Annotated in this window: 15 protein-coding genes; 6 read left to right on the top strand and 9 right to left on the bottom strand. The window is 76.7% G+C overall.

The features are described 5' to 3' along the window. Nucleotides 1-46 precede the first annotated feature (46 nt). Nucleotides 47-1,576, bottom strand: a complete 1,530-nt coding sequence (locus tag ITJ85_RS09925) for a serine/threonine-protein kinase (protein ID WP_217912942.1) — start codon at nucleotides 1,574-1,576, stop codon at nucleotides 47-49. Nucleotides 1,577-1,589: 13 nt separating this feature from the next. After that, nucleotides 1,590-1,940 (bottom strand): YidH family protein, encoded by a 351-nt coding sequence (locus ITJ85_RS09920; protein WP_217912941.1) that lies wholly within the window; start codon nucleotides 1,938-1,940, stop codon nucleotides 1,590-1,592. A gap of 58 nt (nucleotides 1,941-1,998) precedes the next feature. On the opposite strand from ITJ85_RS09920, the gene ITJ85_RS09915 reads away from it, so the two are divergent. From ITJ85_RS09915 to ITJ85_RS09905, 3 genes are all read left to right on the top strand, one after another. Further along, complete coding sequence (locus tag ITJ85_RS09915; RefSeq protein WP_217912940.1) at nucleotides 1,999-4,032, top strand: RecQ family ATP-dependent DNA helicase; 2,034 nt, start codon at nucleotides 1,999-2,001, stop codon at nucleotides 4,030-4,032. Further along, nucleotides 4,029-4,445, top strand: coding sequence for an acyl-CoA thioesterase (locus ITJ85_RS09910; protein WP_217912939.1), 417 nt, complete (start codon nucleotides 4,029-4,031; stop codon nucleotides 4,443-4,445). Before ITJ85_RS09915 ends, ITJ85_RS09910 begins: the two co-directional genes overlap by 4 nt. Before the next feature lie 475 nt (nucleotides 4,446-4,920). Beyond that, nucleotides 4,921-5,367: a hypothetical protein gene (locus ITJ85_RS09905; protein ID WP_217912938.1), complete on the top strand. Its 447-nt coding sequence runs from the start codon at nucleotides 4,921-4,923 to the stop codon at nucleotides 5,365-5,367. Nucleotides 5,368-5,574: 207 nt separating this feature from the next. On the opposite strand, the gene ITJ85_RS09900 is transcribed toward ITJ85_RS09905, so the two are convergent. Further along, nucleotides 5,575-6,192 carry a TetR/AcrR family transcriptional regulator gene (locus tag ITJ85_RS09900; protein WP_217912937.1) on the bottom strand — a complete coding sequence of 206 codons (618 nt, stop codon included), beginning with the start codon at nucleotides 6,190-6,192 and terminating at the stop codon, nucleotides 5,575-5,577. Nucleotides 6,193-6,265: 73 nt separating this feature from the next. On the opposite strand from ITJ85_RS09900, the gene ITJ85_RS09895 reads away from it, so the two are divergent. After that, the gene (locus tag ITJ85_RS09895) at nucleotides 6,266-7,720 is read left to right on the top strand and encodes an MFS transporter (RefSeq protein ID WP_217912936.1); all 1,455 of its coding nucleotides are present in this window, start codon (nucleotides 6,266-6,268) and stop codon (nucleotides 7,718-7,720) included. A gap of 9 nt (nucleotides 7,721-7,729) precedes the next feature. Here ITJ85_RS09895 and ITJ85_RS09890 read toward each other — a convergent pair whose 3' ends face one another. Further along, nucleotides 7,730-8,116: an MmcQ/YjbR family DNA-binding protein gene (locus ITJ85_RS09890; protein ID WP_217912935.1), complete on the bottom strand. Its 387-nt coding sequence runs from the start codon at nucleotides 8,114-8,116 to the stop codon at nucleotides 7,730-7,732. Beyond that, complete coding sequence (locus tag ITJ85_RS09885) at nucleotides 8,113-8,616, bottom strand: NAD-dependent epimerase/dehydratase family protein (RefSeq protein WP_217912934.1); 504 nt, start codon at nucleotides 8,614-8,616, stop codon at nucleotides 8,113-8,115. Before ITJ85_RS09885 ends, ITJ85_RS09890 begins: the two co-directional genes overlap by 4 nt. Before the next feature lie 74 nt (nucleotides 8,617-8,690). On the opposite strand from ITJ85_RS09885, the gene ITJ85_RS09880 reads away from it, so the two are divergent. Next, nucleotides 8,691-10,322 carry a DEAD/DEAH box helicase gene (locus tag ITJ85_RS09880; protein WP_217912933.1) on the top strand — a complete coding sequence of 544 codons (1,632 nt, stop codon included), beginning with the start codon at nucleotides 8,691-8,693 and terminating at the stop codon, nucleotides 10,320-10,322. An 18-nt stretch (nucleotides 10,323-10,340) separates the two neighbouring features. On the opposite strand, the gene ITJ85_RS09875 is transcribed toward ITJ85_RS09880, so the two are convergent. Beyond that, on the bottom strand, nucleotides 10,341-11,489 hold the full coding sequence (locus ITJ85_RS09875) for a GNAT family N-acetyltransferase (RefSeq protein WP_217912932.1): 1,149 nt from the start codon (nucleotides 11,487-11,489) through the stop codon (nucleotides 10,341-10,343). 197 nt (nucleotides 11,490-11,686) lie between these two features. Between ITJ85_RS09875 and ITJ85_RS09870 the strand changes: the two genes are divergently transcribed. Continuing rightward, entirely contained in the window at nucleotides 11,687-12,073 is a 387-nt protein-coding gene (locus ITJ85_RS09870) for a hypothetical protein (protein ID WP_217912931.1), read from the top strand. A gap of 266 nt (nucleotides 12,074-12,339) precedes the next feature. Here the strand turns inward: ITJ85_RS09870 and ITJ85_RS09865 are convergent, their stop codons facing one another. From ITJ85_RS09865 to ITJ85_RS09855, 3 genes are read right to left on the bottom strand one after another with little or no spacing between them, the layout of a single operon-like run. Continuing rightward, nucleotides 12,340-13,527, bottom strand: coding sequence for an osmoprotectant NAGGN system M42 family peptidase (locus ITJ85_RS09865; RefSeq protein ID WP_217912930.1), 1,188 nt, complete (start codon nucleotides 13,525-13,527; stop codon nucleotides 12,340-12,342). After that, nucleotides 13,524-15,317 (bottom strand): N-acetylglutaminylglutamine synthetase, encoded by a 1,794-nt coding sequence (ngg, locus tag ITJ85_RS09860; RefSeq protein ID WP_217912929.1) that lies wholly within the window; start codon nucleotides 15,315-15,317, stop codon nucleotides 13,524-13,526. Before ngg ends, ITJ85_RS09865 begins: the two co-directional genes overlap by 4 nt. Beyond that, nucleotides 15,314-17,098 (bottom strand): N-acetylglutaminylglutamine amidotransferase, encoded by a 1,785-nt coding sequence (locus tag ITJ85_RS09855; RefSeq protein ID WP_217912928.1) that lies wholly within the window; start codon nucleotides 17,096-17,098, stop codon nucleotides 15,314-15,316. Before ITJ85_RS09855 ends, ngg begins: the two co-directional genes overlap by 4 nt. Between the last annotated feature and the right edge of the window lie 3 nt (nucleotides 17,099-17,101).

Genomic DNA, 17,101 nt, shown 5'->3' with positions numbered 1-17,101 from the left:
CGCTGTGTCAGAGCTCGCGGCTTGGCCGGAGTTCATGCACAGACCGTCAGCACTCGCCCGACAGGACCGTGTCGCCGCGCACCGCGTAGCACTGGCTGGCGTCGGACGCGACGGGCGAGGAGGAGCTCACGACGGCGCCGTCGCCGTCCTGGCCCACCTGCACGATGTACCAGCCGCCGGGCGCCAGCCCGCCCAGCGCGGAGGACCGGCCCTCGGCGAGCCCGGAGGCGTAGCCCTCCTGGCGGCCCTCCTCGCGGCCCTGCTCCCGGCCTGCGGCGAGGCCCACCTTGCGGCCCTCGTTCTTGCCGGCCTTCATCCCGGCGGCCCGGCCCTGCTGGAGCCCCTCGCGCTTGCCCTCCACCCGCCCGGCCGTGAAGCCCTCGGCGCGACCGGCCTCGAAGCCGCGCGCCTCGGCGCCGGATTCATCGGCGCTCGACGCGCCGAGCAGCCAGCCGCCCACGCCGGCGGCGGCGATGAGCAGCGCGGCGGCGACGGCGGCGGCGACGAGCGCGTCGCGCCCGAGCGCCATGGCGCGGCGCCGGGCGGCGTCGCCGAAGGCCTGCGTGGGGCGCTCGGGCGGCGGCGCGGGCGCGTCCCCCGGGCCGTCGCCGCCGCCGTCCGCGGCGAGCGCCGCGGGCGTCGCGCCGCCCACCAGCGTGGGCCGCAGCCGGCCGCTGCCCAGCGCGTGGCGCAGCTCCCCGACCAGCTCGTGGGCCGAGCCGTGGCGGTCGTCGGGCGACTTGGCCATGCCGCGCGCCAGCACCGCGTCGACCGCGGTGGGGAGGGTGGTGGCGATCGATGAGGCGTCGGGCACCGGCTCGCGCACGTGCGCGAGCAGCACGGCGCTCGGCTCGCGGCGAACGAACGGCGCCCGCCCGGTCAGGGTCTCGAAGGCGACCACCGCCAGCGCGTAGATGTCCGAGCAGGTGGTGGCGCCCTCGCCCTCGATCTGCTCCGGCGACACGTACTCGGCGGTGCCGAGCCAGTCGCCGCGGCGCGTCAGCCCGGGCATGTCGTCGAGCCGCACGAGGCCGAAGTCGCTGAGGAACGCGGTGCCGTCGGGGTCGAGCAGGATGTTGGCGGGCTTCACGTCGCGGTGGACGGTGCCGCGGGCGTGGGCGAAGTCGATGGCCTCCGCCATGTCCGACAGCACCGCCATCGCCTCCGCGGGGGGCAGGGCGCCGCTGCGGGCGATGCGCTCGGCCAGGCTGTCGCCCGGCACCAGGCGCATGGACATGTAGGCGCGCCCCTCCACGTCGCCGGCGTCGTACACCGGCACGATGCGCGGGTGCTCGAGCCGGCCGGCGGCGATCGCCTCGCGGCGGAACCGCTCGAGCGCGCCCGCCCGCTCGAGGTAGCCCTCGTCGAAGACCTTCAGCGCCACGGGGCGGTCGAGCTCGACCTGGGTGGCGCGATAGACGACGGCCTGGCCGCCGCGGCCGATCTCCGCCTCGATGCGGTACCGGCCGAACTCCTCTCCCGGAACGAGCCTCAGCGTCGACCTCCAACATGCGCGCGGACGTGCTCCGCGCCGGACCCTAGAGGGGTTCGCCGCCCGTTCCGCCGCTCCTTGCACGCGGGGCCCTCCGTCAGGCCTCGAGCAGCAGCACCGCCACGGTCGCGACACCGAGCAGCCCCACCGCCAGGGTCAGCGCCGTGACCGCGCGGCCACCGAGCGGCGCGTAGCCGCCGCGGTCGAGCGCCCGCTCGGTGGCCCGGTGGCGGTGCAGCCCGTAGGCGACCAGCCCGACGCCGAGCGCGGCGAAGCCGACGCCGAGCACGACGAACGGCCAGTGGCGGCCGTTCGCGAGGTCCGGCACCACCGCGCCCGCGCCGATGCCCACGGCGAGGGCGGTGAGCCCCCCGCGCAGCCAGGCCAGGTAGGTCCGCTCGGCGGCGAGGCGGGTGCGGCGGGTCGCGTCGACGGGGTCCTCGGCCATCGCCCGGGGACGGTAGCCCACCGGGCGGGCCGTCCGGGCGGGATGCCACCCTGACGGGGTGACGGGCGCGCTCGCAGGGCCGGCGACGGCCGACCACGGCATCCCGGGCGCGGAGCTGCCGCTCGGCGCGCTCGCCGAGCTCGCACGCTGGGTGGGCGCCGCGGAGCGGGCCGGCGCCGAGGGACCCGAGGCGCACGCCCGCATCGAGGCGCTGCTCGCCGAGCTGCGCGAGGCCTGGCCCGCCCTGGGGCGCGAGGCGCGCGCCCTGCTCGGCCGCCTGGTGACCGGGCTCGTCGCGCGCCGCCCGCCGGCCGGCGACGCGGCCGCGTCGCCGTCGCGCGAGGCGCTGCCCGCCGTGCTCGGGCGCCTCGGCGTCCGCCGCCTGCGCCCGGGCCAGGACCGCGCCATCGCCGCCGCGCTGGCCGGCCGGGACGCGCTCGTGGTGATGGCGACCGGGTCGGGCAAGTCGCTCTGCTACCAGGCCCCCGCGGCCGCCCTCGGCGGCCTCACGGTGGTCGTCTCGCCCCTCATCGCGCTGATGACGGACCAGCTCGGCGGCCTGCTGCGGGCCGGCGTGCCGGCGGCCGCGCTCCACTCCGGGCTGTCCGACGACGAGGCGCGCGCGGCCCTCGAGCGCGCCCGCCGCGGCGAGCTCGCCCTGCTCTACGTGGCGCCCGAGCGCTTCCACTCGGCGTCGTTCCGGACGGCGATGGCCGCCGCGCGGGTGGAGCTGCTGGTGATCGACGAGGCGCACTGCGTGTCGGAGTGGGGACACGAGTTCCGGCCGGACTACCGCCGGGTGGGCCGCTTCCGCCGCGAGCTGCGCCCCCGCGCGACGATGGCGCTCACGGCGACCGCCACGCCCCGCGTGCGCGCCGACATCGCGCGGCGCCTGGAGCTGGAGGAGCCGGTGGAGGTGGTCGGCGGCTTCGACCGCCCCAACCTCACCTTCGACGCCCTCTGGGCGGAGGGGCGCGGCGCGCTCGCCCGCAAGCGGCGGGCGCTGCGCGCGGCCCTCGACGGGACGCGCGGCGGCAAGGCGATCGTCTACTGCGGCACCCGGCGCCTGGCCGACGAGACCGCCGATGCGCTGCGCGCGGACGGCATCGCGGCGGTCGCCTACCACGCCGGCCGCTCCGACCGCGACGCGACCCAGGAGGCCTTCACGAGCGGCGCGGCGCAGGTGGTGGCGGCGACGAACGCGTTCGGGATGGGCGTCAACGTGCCGGACGTGCGCCTGGTGGTGCACCTGGCGCTGCCCGACTCGCTGGAGCAGCTCTACCAGGAGGCGGGGCGCGCGGGGCGCGACGGCGAGCCGTCGCGCCACGTGATCGTGGCCGGGCCCGGCGACGAGGTGGCGATCCGCCGGCGCATCGGCGCGGCGCGCATCGACGCGGCCCAGGTCGACGCGCTGCTCGGCCGGCTGGCGGCGCGCGCGGGGGCCGACGGCGGCTTCGAGCTGGGGCGGGGCCAGGTCGACGACGAGACCGGCTTCCGGCTGGCGATGGCCGAGCGGGTGGGGGCGCTGGAGGTCGAGGCCGCGCCGGGCGGCGGCCGGCGCGGGCGCCTGGCCGCGGCGCGGCTGTCCCCCGAGCACCGGGAGGAGCTGGACGGCCAGGTGGCCGCCGAGCTGCGCCGCCGCCATCGCGCCCTCGACGCGGCCGTGGCCTACGTGCGCGGCGACGGGTGCCGGCGCCGGGTCTTCCTGGCGCACTTCGGTGACCCCGCCGAGCCCGCGCCCGAGGAGCGCTGCTGCGACCGCTGCGCCATGCCGGCCGACCTGGCGCAGGTCGCCACGGGCGAGGCGCCGCCCGGGCGGCGCGCCGCCGGCATCCCGCATCAGGGCGAGGCGCTGACCGGGCCGCAGCGGGCGCTGTTCGAGGCGCTGCGCGCCTGGCGCGGCCGGGTGGCGAAGGAGCTGGGCTGGCCGGCCTTCCGGGTGGCCTCCAACCGCACCCTGTCGGCGATCGCGCAGGCGGCGCCGGCGGACGGGCGCGAGCTGGAGCGCGTGTGGGGGGTGGGCCCGTGGCTGATGGAGGCCCACGCGGCGGACATCCTGGCGATCGTGGCGACGGAGGGGGCGAGGGCATGACGGAGGGCGCCGCACCGCCCGAGACGCGCATGTGCAACGTGGTGCTGCCGGGCGACACCAACCACATGGGCACGCTCTACGGCGGCACGCTCATGGCGTGGATGGACACGGCCGCCGGCGTGGCCGGGATGCGCCGCGCGGGCTCGCCGGCCGTGGTGACCGCGGCGGTCGACGGCCTGGAGTTCCGGGTGGCGATCCACGCGGGCGAGCTCGTGGAGCTGGTGGCGGTCGTCGAGTCGGTCGGCCGCACCAGCATGCGGGTGCGCGTGGAGGCCCACCAGGAGGACCCGGTGACGCACGCCCGGCGGCTCTGCACGGCCGGCGTCTTCACGATGGTGGCGGTCGACGAGGAGGGCCGCCCCACCCCCGTGCGCGCGGCCGGCGACGGTGCGCCCGCGGGAGGCCCGTCGTGAGCGGTCACCACGACCCCGGGTGGCACCCGGGCTGAACCGGCACCGGTCGCGGGTCCATCGCCGAGCACGGTGCGGCCGAGCCGCTCTCTGCGCGGCGGTTTCCCGAGCCGCAGATCCGAGCCCCCTCGCATTCCGATGCGAGTCGACGCGGCGAGGATCGCATCGGACGGCGGATCGCGGGCGCTGCACCGGCGTCCGCATGACCGGGAACTGGAGGACGGAGATGACGACCACCTCAGGACGCAGGCTGCGGTGTCGCGCGGCGGCGCTCCTCGGGAGCGGTGCGGTCGCGCTCGGGAGCGCGCTCGCCGCTGCGCCTGCGGCTGCTCAGGCAGACATGTGCGTCGCGACGAACGGCGAGGTGCGGGTCCAGGCCGGCAGCGCGAATTGCTTCGCGGAGGGCCGAGGGTCCGTCGCCGTCGCACGGGGCGTGGGAGGCGCCGCGTACGCCGTCGGCGGGACGCAGAACCGCGCCATGGCCGCCGGCGGCTACGCGCTCGCGAGCGGCGAGGCGAACGTAGCCACGGCGACCGGCGAGGGCAGCTGGGCCGAAGCGGCCGGGACGGGCAACACGGCGACGGCGACCGGCTACTACGCCGTCGCCACGGCGCTCGGCATGGCGAACACCGCGACGGTGCACGGGGATCGGAGCCGGGCCTTCGCGCAGGGCGCCGACAACACCGCGACCGTCACCGGCGACGACAGCGCCGCCCGGGCGAGCGACGGCACAGGCAACACGGCGACGGTCCTCGGCGACGGAAGCACCGCCAACGCGCTGAACGGCAACGACAACACCGCCATCGTCCGTGGGAGCGGCAGCGAAGCGCTCGCCTCGGGCGGTGACGGCAACACGGCGATCGCGGCCGACGACTCGTGCGTCGTCGAGGCGACCGGCACGGGGGCCACCGCGACGTGTCCGTGATCAGGTGATGACGGGGTGCCCCCCGCGACGGCCCCGTCGCCGGGCCGCCGCGGGGGCGCTCGCCGAGGAAGAGCCGGTCCCCGGCCGTCGATCCACCGCGTGATCGCCTCGCCGACCCGGGATCGGATCGCCCGATCGCGCCGCCGCGGATCGCCGCTCGCCTGCGCTCGGGCGCCGGTCCCCGCGGCGTTCACGCGGGGCCCGGCTTCAGCTCGCCGGGCGCAGCCCGCGCAGGAGCGCGTCGACCACCCGCTCCGCCCAGCCCTCGTCGAAGCCCGTGCCCGCGAGGTGGTGCGCGTAGAAGGCGCCGACGGCCATCTCGACCGCGGTGTCGAGGTCGGCGTCGGCGGCGATCTCGCCGCGCTCCCGCGCCGCCGCCATCGCGTCGCGCATCAGCCGCCGCCCCGGCTCCAGGCTGCCCTCGCGCAGCCCCGCGATGAGGTCGGGCTCGTGCTCCTCCTCCGCCAGGCAGACGCCGAGCACCGACATCCCGACCGTGGCGTAGACCCGGCGCAGGTGGCGCAGCTGGGCCACGAGGTCGGCGCGCAGGTCGCCCGCCGGCGCCGGCGCCGCGCCCATGCGCAGCCGCGCGAAGGCGGCGGCCACGACCTCGGCCTTGCCCCCGTAGCGCAGGTAGAGGGTGGGCTTGGAGATGCCCGCCTCGGCCGCGATGCCCTCCATCGTGAGCGCCGCGTAGCCGCGCTCGCCGAGCAGGCGCGCGGCGGCCTCGAGGATCGCCTCGCCGACCGCCTCCGAGCGCGGGCGCCCCCGCCGGCGCGGCGTCGAGGCCGGGGCGGGGGTCGGGCTGGGACGGGCCTCCTCCATCGCCGTTACTATACGTTGCGTTCAGCACGAGGCGGCGCGACGCGGCGCCCGACCGGCCCGCAGGAGGACCCGAGTGACGACCCACGCCGCACCGTCACGGCCGAGCGCCGTCCGTCCCGGCCCGCTGCTGCTCGCGCTCACCGTCGCGGGCGGCAGCTTCGCCCTCATGCAGGCGGTCATCGTGCCGGCGCTCTCGGTGGTGCAGCGCGACCTGGGCACGACCACCGGCTGGGTGGCGTGGACGGTCTCGATCTACCTGCTGAGCGCCTCCGTGGCGACGCCGCTGCTCGGCCGCCTGGGCGACCAGTACGGCAAGGACCGCATGCTGCTCGTGACGCTGGGCCTGTTCACGGCCGGGTCGCTGCTGTCGATCGTCGCCTGGGACATCTGGTCGCTGATCGTCTTCCGGGCGCTGCAGGGGATGGGCGGCGCCGTCTACCCGCTCTGCTTCTCGATCATCCGCGACGAGATGCCGCCCAAGCGGATGGGCGTGGCGATGGGGCTGATCTCGTCGATGCTCGGCCTCGGCGGCGGCCTCGGCCTGGTGATGAGCGGCCTGATCGTGGACCACGCCTCGTGGCGGCTGCTGTTCGTGATCGGCGCGGTGATCGGGCTCGCGGGCATCGTGCTCGTGCGGCGCTTCGTGCCGCCCTCGCCGACGCGCGCGAAGGCCAGCATCGACGTGCCGGGCGCGCTGCTGCTGTCGGCGGGGCTCGTCTGCCTGCTGGTGGCGCTCACCGAGAGCCAGGCCTGGGGCTGGGGCTCGCCACGGCTGCTCGGCCTGATGGGCGCGGGCCTCGTGCTGCTGGTCGTGTGGGGCCGGGTGGAGGCCCGCACCGACCAGCCGCTGGTGGACATGCGGATGCTCGCCCGCCGGCCCGTGCTGTTCACGAACCTCGCCGCCCTGTTCTGCGGCTTCACGATGTACGCCATCTTCACCGTGCTCCCGACGTTCGCCCAGATGCCGAGCGGGGTGCCGGAGGGGATGCGGGACCTGGTCGGCTACGGATTCGGCGCCAGCGTGACGGTGTCCGCGCTCTACCTGCTGCCCGGCGCGGTCGCGATGCTGCCCGCCGGCCCGTACGGCGGCGTGCTGGGGCGCCAGGTGGGCTTCCGCGTCGCGCTGGCCATCGGCCTGCTCGTGACCGGCCTCGGCGCCGCGATGCTCGCCGGCTGGCACGAGGAGCCCTGGCAGCTGATGACCGGCTACGCCGTGGGCGCGGTGGGTGTCGCGATCGCCTTCGGCGCGATGCCGAAGCTCATCGCCGACGCGGTCGAGCCCACCGAGACCGGCATCGCCACCGGCATGAACACCGTCGTGCGCACCGTGGGCAGCGCCATCGGCGCGCAGGCCGCGGTGACGCTGATCGCGAGCGACACGATCGCCGGCACCGACATCCCGGCCGAGGGCGGCTTCAGCACCTCGCTGTGGCTGGGCGCCGCGGCGGCGCTCGTGGCGGCGCTGCTGGCGCTCGCGATCGCGCCGCGCCGCCGGGCGCGCGAGGTGGGGGCGGCCTCCGCGGGCTGAGCGGGCCGGTCAGGCCGGGCGCCGGGCGCGCATCGCGTCGGCCAGCCGGACTGGCGCGACCGCGAGGTAGGCGTCCTCGACCGCCGCGGCCACCTCCGCCCCGGCCGGGTCGCGGTCCAGGCGCAGCCCCACCCAGCCGCGATGGCCGACGTACGGCGGCACGAACCAGCGGTCGGGCGCCGTCTCGACGAGCTCGTCCTGGGCGCCGAGCGGCGCCGCGCACCAGATCGCGAGGCGGCCGTCGCCGTGGTGGTCGTCGAGGAACATCACGAAGCAGCGCCTGCCGCGGACGAAGAACGCCGGCCGGCCGTGGCTGGGGCGCTCGCTCGTCTCGGGCAGCGCCAGGCACAGCGCGCGCACGCGCTCGAGCCACCCGTCGGCGGCCGGCCGGCTCATGCCCCCGCCCCCGGAGCGCCGGCGGCGGGGGCCGGGTCGGCGACCACGTGCACCCCGCCCGGCAAGCCGAGCGCCCGCGCGAGGGCCTCGCCGGCCGCGTCGACGCGGAGGGTGGCCCCCCGGCGCGGGTCGGGGGTGCCGGTCCAGGCGCCCGGGCCGTGGAGCGGCCCCGGGCGGAGCACCACGCCGCGCGTGGCGGTCCCCTCGAGGGCCGGCACGGCGCGCTCGGCGTCGGCCGCGGAGCGCAGGTGCGGCGGCACCGGCCCCCCGTCCGGCATCCAGGCGCCGGCCTCGCCGGCGCGCGCCGGCAGCGGGATGCGCGACGCCAGGTGCAGCACGGCCGCCGCGCCCCGCACCGCGTGGCGCGCCGCGGCCGGGTCGAGCAGGGCCCGGTCGGCGCGGGCGGGGGCGTCGACCGTGCACCCGCGCCGGCGCAGGCGCGGGACGGCCGCCCGGCCGAGCACCCCGGAGCCGCCCGTCACCAGCACCCGTCCCGTCATCGGGGGCAGCCTATCCCCGGTGCCGGGCGGGTCGCGGCGCGCGTCCGCCGCGGCGGGTATCGTGCCCGGCTCGCATGGCTCGCTCGATCCGACTCCGGCGCTGGCAGAAGGCCGCCCTCGACGCCTTCCGCGCCCGGTCCGGCCCCGACTTCCTCGCCGTCGCCACCCCGGGCGCCGGCAAGACCACGTTCGCGCTCGCGGCGGCGCGCCAGGACCTCGCCGAGCACCCGCGCCGGCGGCTGGTGGTGGTCGCGCCCACCCAGCACCTCAAGACCCAGTGGGCCGACGCGGCGGAGCGCCTCGACCTGCACCTCGAGCCGGGGTGGACGCCGGCCGACGGCCGCCTGCCCGCCGACGTGCACGGCATGGTGACGACGTACCAGCAGGTGGCCGGGAGCGCCGCCGCGCTGGCCCCGATCGCGGCCGGCGCCTTCGTGGTGCTCGACGAGAGCCACCACTCGGGCGAGGAGCGCGCCTGGGGTGACGGCGTGCGCGCCGCCTTCGCCGGCGCGGCCGTGCGCCTCAGCCTGTCCGGCACGCCGTTCCGCTCGGACACGCGGGCGATCCCGTTCGTGCGCTACGACGACGAGGGCCTCGCCCAGGCCGACGTGGAGTACGGCTACGGCGACGCGCTCGAGGACGGCGGGGTCGTACGGCCGGTGCACTTCCCGCGCACCGACGGCCACATGGAGTGGATCGCGGCCGACGGCACCCAGGCGAGCGCCACCTTCGCCGACCGCCTCGACCCCGTGGGCGCGGCCCAGCGCCTGCGCACCGCGCTGTCGGTGGAGGGGGAGTGGCTGCCCGACGTCCTGCGTCGCGCCCACGAACGCCTGCTGGAGGTGCGCCGCACCCACCCCGGGGCCGGGGGCATGGTGATCGCCATCGACCAGGAGCACGCGCGCGGCATCGCCGCGCTGCTGCGGCGGCGGGTCGGGGTGGAGGCGACGGTCGTGGTGTCGGAGGATCCGGCGGCCTCGGCGCGCATCGGGGCCTTCGCGCAGGGCACCGATCCGTGGATCGTCGCCGTGCGGATGATCTCCGAGGGCGTCGACATCCCGCGGCTGCGGGTCGGCGTCTACGCGACCACCACCACCACCGAGCTCTTCTTCCGCCAGGCCGTCGGGCGGCTCGTGCGCTGGACCCGCGGGCTCGGCGCGCAGCCGAGCCACATGTTCATCCCCGACGACCCGCGCCTGCGCGCCCACGCCGCGGCGATCGCCGAGCAGCGCCGCCACAGCCTGCGCCGCGACGACGGCGAGGGCGCCCCGCCGGAGGACGCCGAGGAGCCGCCGGAGGAGCCGGCCGGCGACCCGGACGATCAGCTCTCGCTGTTCGCCCCGATCTCGGCCGTGGCGACCACTGGCGCGGCCGAGCCGCTCGTGCCCGTGGCGCCCGCGCCGGCGGCCGCCGAGCGCGACGACGACGGCCTGCTGCTCGAGCTGGCCCCGGCGCCGCTGCTCGTGGCGCCCGCGCCGCCGGGGTCGGAGGAGGAGCGGGCCCTCTCGCCGCGCGAGCGCCGCCGCCGCCTGCGCGACGCCAACGCCGCCCTCGTGCGCCACATCTCGCGCATCACGGGGCTGTCGCACGCCCAGGTCAACGCGGAGCTCAACCGCCGCGTGGGCCTCGAGCGGGTGGGGGAGGCCACGCTCGAGCAGCTGGAGCGCCGGCGGGAGCACGCGGCGCGCTGGCTCGCCGCCGCCTGACGGCGGCCGCCGCCCGGATCAGCGGCCGCTCGGCACCAGTTCCTGCGGCTCCACGCCGGCCGCGGCCACGGCGTCGGTCGGCGCCGCGTCCTGGCCCGCCGCGCGCCGGCCCGCGACGCGGGCGACGGCCCAGCCGGCCACCCGGCCGAGCGGTCCGCGAGTCGGCACGAGCACGGTGGCGAGCGCGCGCCGGTCGGGCCACATCGCGTTGATCGAGGCGTTCTCGGCCGAGGCGATGGTGTCGAGCATGTCGACGTCCTCGCGCTCGTGGAAGCTGCGCATCGTGTCGATGTCCAGCAGCTTGCCCGGCCCGTAGGCGGCCATCGACTCGTCGAACGCCTGCTTGAACCCGAACATCCGGCCATGGCCGAGCATGTTGCACTTCATGGCGATCGGACGGCCGTCGGCCATGAGGGCCAGCAGCTCCAGGCGCCCGGCGCCGCGCAGCCGCTCGCAGGCCTCGCGGAAGAAGGCGGCGACCCGGGGGTCGCTCGCCAGGGCGGTGCCCTCGCGGCCCTTCCAGCCGCTGGCCTCCAGCTCGAGGAACCACTCCACGGCCGCCGGGTCGGCGGCCACGTCCATCGTCGCCACGCCGGCGTGGCGCTCCTCCAGGCGGCGGCGCTGGCGCGCCAGCTCGCCGCGGCGCTTGCCCTTCATGCCGTCGAGGTAGCTGAACCGCGGCCGCCGGCGCAGCACGGCGCGCTCGTAGCGCGCGACCTCGATGTCGTCCCCGTCGGCGACGTCGCGCAGCGCCGCGCGCACGGGGCCGTCGGCGGGCAGCTGGGTGAACGTCACGAACAGGCCGCCGAGCGGGCCGCGGACGCCCTCCAGCAGCGCCGCCATCGCCGGGCGGATGGCGCCCGCGTCGACCAGCGGCACCTCGAGGCCGCTGTACTCGTGCGTCCAGATGGTGAGGCACGGCAGCCGCAGGCGCCGCCACGCGGCCACCCGCCGCACGGGCGCGCAGGCCATCCAGCGCCCGCGCCCGTCCTCCACCACGGCCAGGCGCACCGCGCCGGGCGGGGCCAGATGGCGCGCGGCCGGCAGCAGGACCTCGGGCTCGAAGAAGACGTTCGGCTCGGCCGCGCGCGCCGCGAGGTCGGCCCACGCGGCCAGGCCGCCTGGGTCCAGGTCCTCGAGCGACACGATGCGGCTGGTCAGCGCCATGCGGAAGCCTCTCCTCTTCGCAGGGTCCTGGCTAATTGTCACGACACAGTATGTATTGCGCGCTTGTGCGAACTTCCACCGGTCGACCAGGCCTGCGCGCGGCGGAGGGCGGGGCGCCGCCGGGCCGGACTGGACCACCGGGGGGTTGCACGGCCCCGCGGTCGTCATCGGCGCGCCGCGCTCTCTCCTGCAACGCCGTGGCCGGGATCGACGCGACACGGGACCCCCGCGGGGCGCGCTGGGAGGCGCGCCTGCGCCGGCCGGTGCTGGCGGCCGCCTGGCTGGCGATCCCCGCCGTGCTGCTCGACTTCTCGTCGCTCGGCGGGCGGCTGTCGCTGCTCGCGGCGTCCCTCGCGTGGGGCAGCTGGCTGGTGTTCCCGGTCGAGGCGGTCGTGATGCTCTCGGTGGCGCGCGACCGCGGCGCCTGGGCGCGCGGCCACGTCTTCGGCCTGGCGATCCTGCTCGCCACGTTCCCGCTGCCCACGAACATCCTCCAGGGGCGCCTCCCCGCGCGGGCCTCTCGAGCCTGCAGGCCGCCCGCATGCTGCAGGTGCTCGACCTCGCCAAGGTCGCCAAGCTGCTGACGTCGGCGATGATCCTCCGCGCGGGCGGCGCCGCGCCGCGCGGCCCGGCGCTCGTCTCGCTCGGGATCCTGCTCGGGGCGGCCGCGCTCGTGGGCATCGGCGACCGCATCGTCTCGGGCGACACGCACCCGACGCCGTTCCACGGGGCCTGGGACGTGGGCCACCGAGGATCTGGGCGGCTGGACGGTCGTCGCGGCCCTCGTCGCCGCGCCGGCCGCCGCCGCGCTGCTGGCCGTCGCGCGCCGGCGGGGCGGGCGGGCGCCGGCCTAGTCGCCGATCCCGATCGGCCCCTCGCGGGGGCCCTCCTCGGAGGCCGGCTGCACCGCGAGCGAGGGGAAGCCCTGCAGATCGCCGCGCTCCTCGCGGTCCCAGTCGGGGAACACGAGGTCGGTCTGCAGGTAGACGGTCAGGAGCTCGGCCAGGTGGACGAGGCCGTCCATGTGGGTGCGCTCGTGCCCGTGGGTGGCGTCGACGCCGAAGCAGAGCAGGGCGGTGCGGCTGTCGGCGCCCGACTCCAGCGCGGCGGCCAGGTCGGAGCGGTAGTGCACGAACACGTCGCGCACCGCCGGGATGCCGTGCTCGGCGGCCAGCGTCAGCAGGCGCCGCGACAGGTGGTAGTCGAACGGGCCCACGCCGTCCGCCATGCCCACGCAGACCACGTTCTCGCGCGACTGCTGGTCCGGGGCGACCACGGCCGTGTCGACCGAGACGATCTCCGCCACCTTCGGGTCGACGCCGTGGCTCGCGCCGTGGCCGATCTCCTCGGTCGCGGTGATCAGCAGGTGCGCGTTGACGGGCACGTGCACGCCGGCGTCGATGACCTGCTTGAAGGCGGCGAGCGCGGCGGCGACGCCCGCCTTGTCGTCGAGGTGGCGGGCCTTGACGTAGCCGTGCGGCGTGATGACCGGCTGCGACAGGAGGGCGACGAAGTCGCCCACGTCGATCCCCAGGCGGCGGAGGTCGTCGACGCCCTCGGCCGGCTCGTCGATGCGCACCTCGACGTGCTCCCAGCCGACGCCCTGGTGGTCGACCTCGTCGTCGTAGCGGTGCCCGCTCGCCTTGAGCGGCAGGATCGTGCCGGTGATGACGGTCTCGAGCGCGTCCGTGAACACACGCACCTGCGCGCCCTCGGAGAAGCGGGCGCTGTGCGTGCCCACCGGGCGCACGGCCAGCCGGCCGTTGTCCTTCAGGCCCGAGACGATGCAGCCGATCGTGTCGGCGTGGGCGACGACCGTGCGGTCGACGTCGTCGCGGCTGCCGTCGAGGCTCGCCAGCAGCGCCCCCCGGCGCGTGATGGTGAACGGCAGGCCGATCGCCGCCAGGCGCTCGCCGACGTACTGCATGACGTGGTCGGTGCGGCCGGAGGGGCTCGGGATCTCGAGCAGCTCCAGCATGACCTGCTCGAGGTAGTCGCGGTCGATCCGCAGCAGGCGGGGCGCGGAGCGGGCCGTCACGGCTCCTCGCCGCCGTCGCCCTGGGCCTCGGCGGGCACCCACCGCCGCGGCACGCCGCGGGTGCCGGGGAACAGCAGGTCGAGGTAGCGCTCGACCGTCGGCTGCGGCTCGTGGTTGGCCAGCCCGGGGCGCTCGTTGGCCTCGATGAAGACGTGCTCCGACCCGGACGGGTCGGGTACGAGCAGGTCCAGCCCGGTCACCGGGATGTCGATCGCCTCGCTCGCCGCCACGCAGGCGGCGGCGATGTCGGGGTGCAGCTCGGCGGTGACGTCGTGGATGGTGCCGCCGGTGTGGAGGTTGGCGGTGCGCCGCACCTCCAGCGCCTCCCCGGCCGGCAGGACGTCGGTCAGGCTGTGGCCGGCGGCGCGCACGACCTCCTCGGTGGCCGCGTCGAGCGGGATGCGCGACTCGCCACCGGTGGCCGCCTGGCGCCGCCGGCTCTGGGCCTCGATCAGCGCCCGGATGTCCTTGCGGCCGTCGCCCACGATCGTCGCCGGGCGGCGGACGGCCGCGGCGACCACCTGCTTGTCGATCACGATCACCCGCAGGTCCATGCCCTCGCAGTACTCCTCGAGCAGCACGTCCGGGCAGTGGCGTCGCGCCGCCTCGACCGCGACGCGCAGCGCCCGCGGGGTCTCGACGCCGACCGTGATCCCCGCGCCCTGCTCGCCGCGGGCGGGCTTCACCACCAGCCGGCCCACCTCGCGCAGGAAGACCTCGTCCTCCTCGCCGCCGCCGGCGGTGACCCCCCGGGGCACCCGCAGGCCGGCGTCGGCGAGCACCCGGCGGGTGATCCGCTTGTCGTCGCAGCGGCTCATGGCGATCGCGGTGGTGAGGTCCGACAGCGACTCGCGCATCACGTGGCGGCGGCCGCCGTGGGTGAGGCGCATCTCGCCCCACTCGGCGTCGATCACCTCCACGGCCACGCCGCGGCGGCGGGCCTCGTCGGCGATGATCCGCGCGTAGGGGTTGAGCACGTCGAGGCCGTGCACCTTGGGCCCGACGAACAGGTCCTCGTTGATCGGGTTCTTGCGCTTCACGAACAGGGAGGGGATGCGCTCGAAGCCGAGTCGCTCGTAGAGCCGGATGGCGCCGGCGTTGTCGGCGAGCACGGACAGGTCCACGAAGCGGCGGCCGCGCGCCGCGAAGCGCTCCGCCAGCTCGGTGAGCAGCGCCTGGCCGGTGCCGGGCGGGGCGGCGTTCATGTCGACCGTCAGGCACCACAGGCTGGTGCCGCCCTCCGGGTCGCCGAAGACGGCGACGTGGTCCACGCCGGTGATCGTGCCGACGACGGCCCCCGTCGGCACGTGCTCGGCCACCAGGTGCAGGAACTCCGGCCGGCCGGAGTTGGCGACCAGCACCTCCACCGGCGCCGTGATCATCCCGTTGGCCGTGTACATGCGGTTGACGGCGTCGGCGTCGGCCTCGTCGCGCAGCTCGCGCACCTCGAGCGAGGCCAGGCGGCCGCCGAGCCCGGCCGGCAGGGCCAGCCGATAGGTGTGCGAGGGGTCGATGAACAGCTCGTCGTGGCGGCGCGCCACCAGCACGTGGGGGTCGTCCAGGTAGACGCAGATGTCCCGCGCGCCGTCGGCCTCGCTGCGCAGCACGTCCGCGGCGTCGGAGGGGTCGCGGAAGGTGTTGCCGAACACCAGCCGGCCCCAGCCGCAGTCCAGGGTGACCTCCTCGAGCCGGCCGTCGCCGCCCCCGCCCTCGGGCGCGCCCTGGGCCGGCGGGTAGGGGTCGCCGCCGGGGCCGACGCGCTCGGTGCGGGGCCGCTGCTCCTCGCTCACCGGATGCCGTGCTCCTGCAGCCACATCTCGAGCAGGCCGAGCTGCCAGAGCTTGTTGCCGCGGAGGGGCGTCAGCTCGCCGTTCGGGTCGGCGAGGAGGGCCTCGACGTAGCCCTCGCGGAACAGGCCGCGCTCGCGGGCGGCCGGCGCGTGCAGCGCCTCGCGCACCCGCTCCAGCACGCTGCCCTCGAGGTGGGTGATTCCGGGCACCGGGAAGTAGCCCTTCGGGCGGTCGATGACCTCGTGGGGCAGGACGCGCCGGCCGATCTCCTTCAGCACGCCCTTGCCGCCCTGGGCGAGCTTCAGCTCGGGCGGACAGGTGGCGGCCAGCTCGACGAACTCGTGGTCGAGGAACGGCACGCGGGCCTCGAGGCCGTGGGCCATCGTCATGTTGTCGACCCGCTTCACCGGGTCCTCGACGAGCATCACGTGGGTGTCGATGCGCAGGGCCGCATCGACCGCGGTCTGCGCGCCCGGCGCCGCGAAGTGCGCGCCCACGTACTCGCGCGGGGGGTCGCCCGGCACGGCGAACGCGCCGCCCACGAGCTCGGCCATGTCGGCGGCGTCGCGGTCGAAGAAGGCCTCGGAGTAGATCGACAGCGCGTCCTCGCGGTCGGCGCCGAGCAGTGGCGGGTACCAGTGGTAGCCGCCGAGGATCTCGTCGGCGCCCTGCCCGGACTGGACGACCTTCAGGTGCTTGGCCACCTGCTCGCTGAGCAGGTAGAAGGCGACGCAGTCGTGGCTGACCATCGGCTCCGACATCGCGGCCACGGCGCGCTCGAGCGGGTCGAGCAGGTCGGCCGCGGCGATGCGGATCTGGTGGTGGTCGGTGCCGAACTCCCGCGCGATCACGTCCGAGTAGCGGAACTCGTCGCCCTCGCGGCCGCCGACCGACTCGAAGCCGATCGAGAAGGTGGTGAGGTGGTCCTGGCCGCCGCGGGCCAGCAGGGCCACCACGAGGCTCGAGTCGAGCCCGCCGGACAGCAGCACGCCCACCGGCACGTCGGCCACCATGCGCCGCTCGACCGCCGTGGTGAGCGAGGCGAGCAGGGCGTCCTGCCAGTCGCGCTCGCTCCAGCCCTCGCGCGCCGGGTCGCGCGCGAACGGCGCCGACCAGTAGAGCCGGTCCTCCGTGCGCCCGTCGGGGTGGATGGTGCGCACCGTGGCGGGCGGCAGCTTCTGCACGCCGCGCAGGATGGTGCGCGGGGCCGGCACGACGGCGTGGAAGGTCAGGTAGTGGTGCAGCGCCACGGGGTCGATGCCCGTGTCCACGCCCCCACCGGCGACCAGCGCGGGCAGGGTGCTGGCGAACCGCACCGCGTCGAGCGTCTCGGCCATGTAGAGCGGCTTGATGCCGAGGCGGTCGCGCGCCAGCACGACCCTGCCGGAGTCGCGCTCCACGATCGCGACCGCGAACATCCCGATCAGCCGGTCGACGAAGCGGTCGCCCCACTCGGCGTAGGCCTTCAGCACCACCTCGGTGTCGCCCTGCGAGGTGAAGGGGTGGCCGCGGCCGCGCAGCTCCTCGCGCAGCTCGCGGTAGTTGTAGATGCAGCCGTTGAAGACGCCCGTCAGCCCGGCGGCCGGGTCGACCAGCGGCTGGCCGCTCGCGGCCGAGAGGTCGATGATCTTCAGCCGGCGGTGGGCCAGGGCGACGTGGCCCTGGGACCACGCCCCGGAGGAGTCCGGGCCCCGGTCGCGCATCGTCGCCGACATGCGATCGATCGCGGCGAGGTCTGCGGGCGACCCGTCCCGGCGGATCTCGCCTGCGAATCCACACATGCC

This window comes from Miltoncostaea marina, assembly GCF_018141525.1.
GTDB lineage: Bacteria > Actinomycetota > Thermoleophilia > Miltoncostaeales > Miltoncostaeaceae > Miltoncostaea > Miltoncostaea marina.
This window is presented reverse-complemented; position numbering and strand designations above follow the sequence as displayed.

What these genes read in the sequence shown, in the direction of transcription:
- ITJ85_RS09910 (WP_217912939.1), top strand. Translation starts at nt 4,029, where the DNA reads ATGACGGAGGGCGCCGCACCGCCCGAGACGCGCATGTGCAACGTGGTG.
- ITJ85_RS09920 (WP_217912941.1), bottom strand. Translation starts at nt 1,940, where the DNA reads ATGGCCGAGGACCCCGTCGACGCGACCCGCCGCACCCGCCTCGCCGCC.
- ITJ85_RS09855 (WP_217912928.1), bottom strand. Translation starts at nt 17,098, where the DNA reads ATGTGTGGATTCGCAGGCGAGATCCGCCGGGACGGGTCGCCCGCAGAC.
- ITJ85_RS09880 (WP_217912933.1), top strand. Translation starts at nt 8,691, where the DNA reads ATGGCTCGCTCGATCCGACTCCGGCGCTGGCAGAAGGCCGCCCTCGAC.
- ITJ85_RS09900 (WP_217912937.1), bottom strand. Translation starts at nt 6,192, where the DNA reads ATGGAGGAGGCCCGTCCCAGCCCGACCCCCGCCCCGGCCTCGACGCCG.
- ITJ85_RS09885 (WP_217912934.1), bottom strand. Translation starts at nt 8,616, where the DNA reads ATGACGGGACGGGTGCTGGTGACGGGCGGCTCCGGGGTGCTCGGCCGG.
- ITJ85_RS09890 (WP_217912935.1), bottom strand. Translation starts at nt 8,116, where the DNA reads ATGAGCCGGCCGGCCGCCGACGGGTGGCTCGAGCGCGTGCGCGCGCTG.
- ITJ85_RS09905 (WP_217912938.1), top strand. Translation starts at nt 4,921, where the DNA reads ATGGCCGCCGGCGGCTACGCGCTCGCGAGCGGCGAGGCGAACGTAGCC.
- ITJ85_RS09875 (WP_217912932.1), bottom strand. Translation starts at nt 11,489, where the DNA reads ATGGCGCTGACCAGCCGCATCGTGTCGCTCGAGGACCTGGACCCAGGC.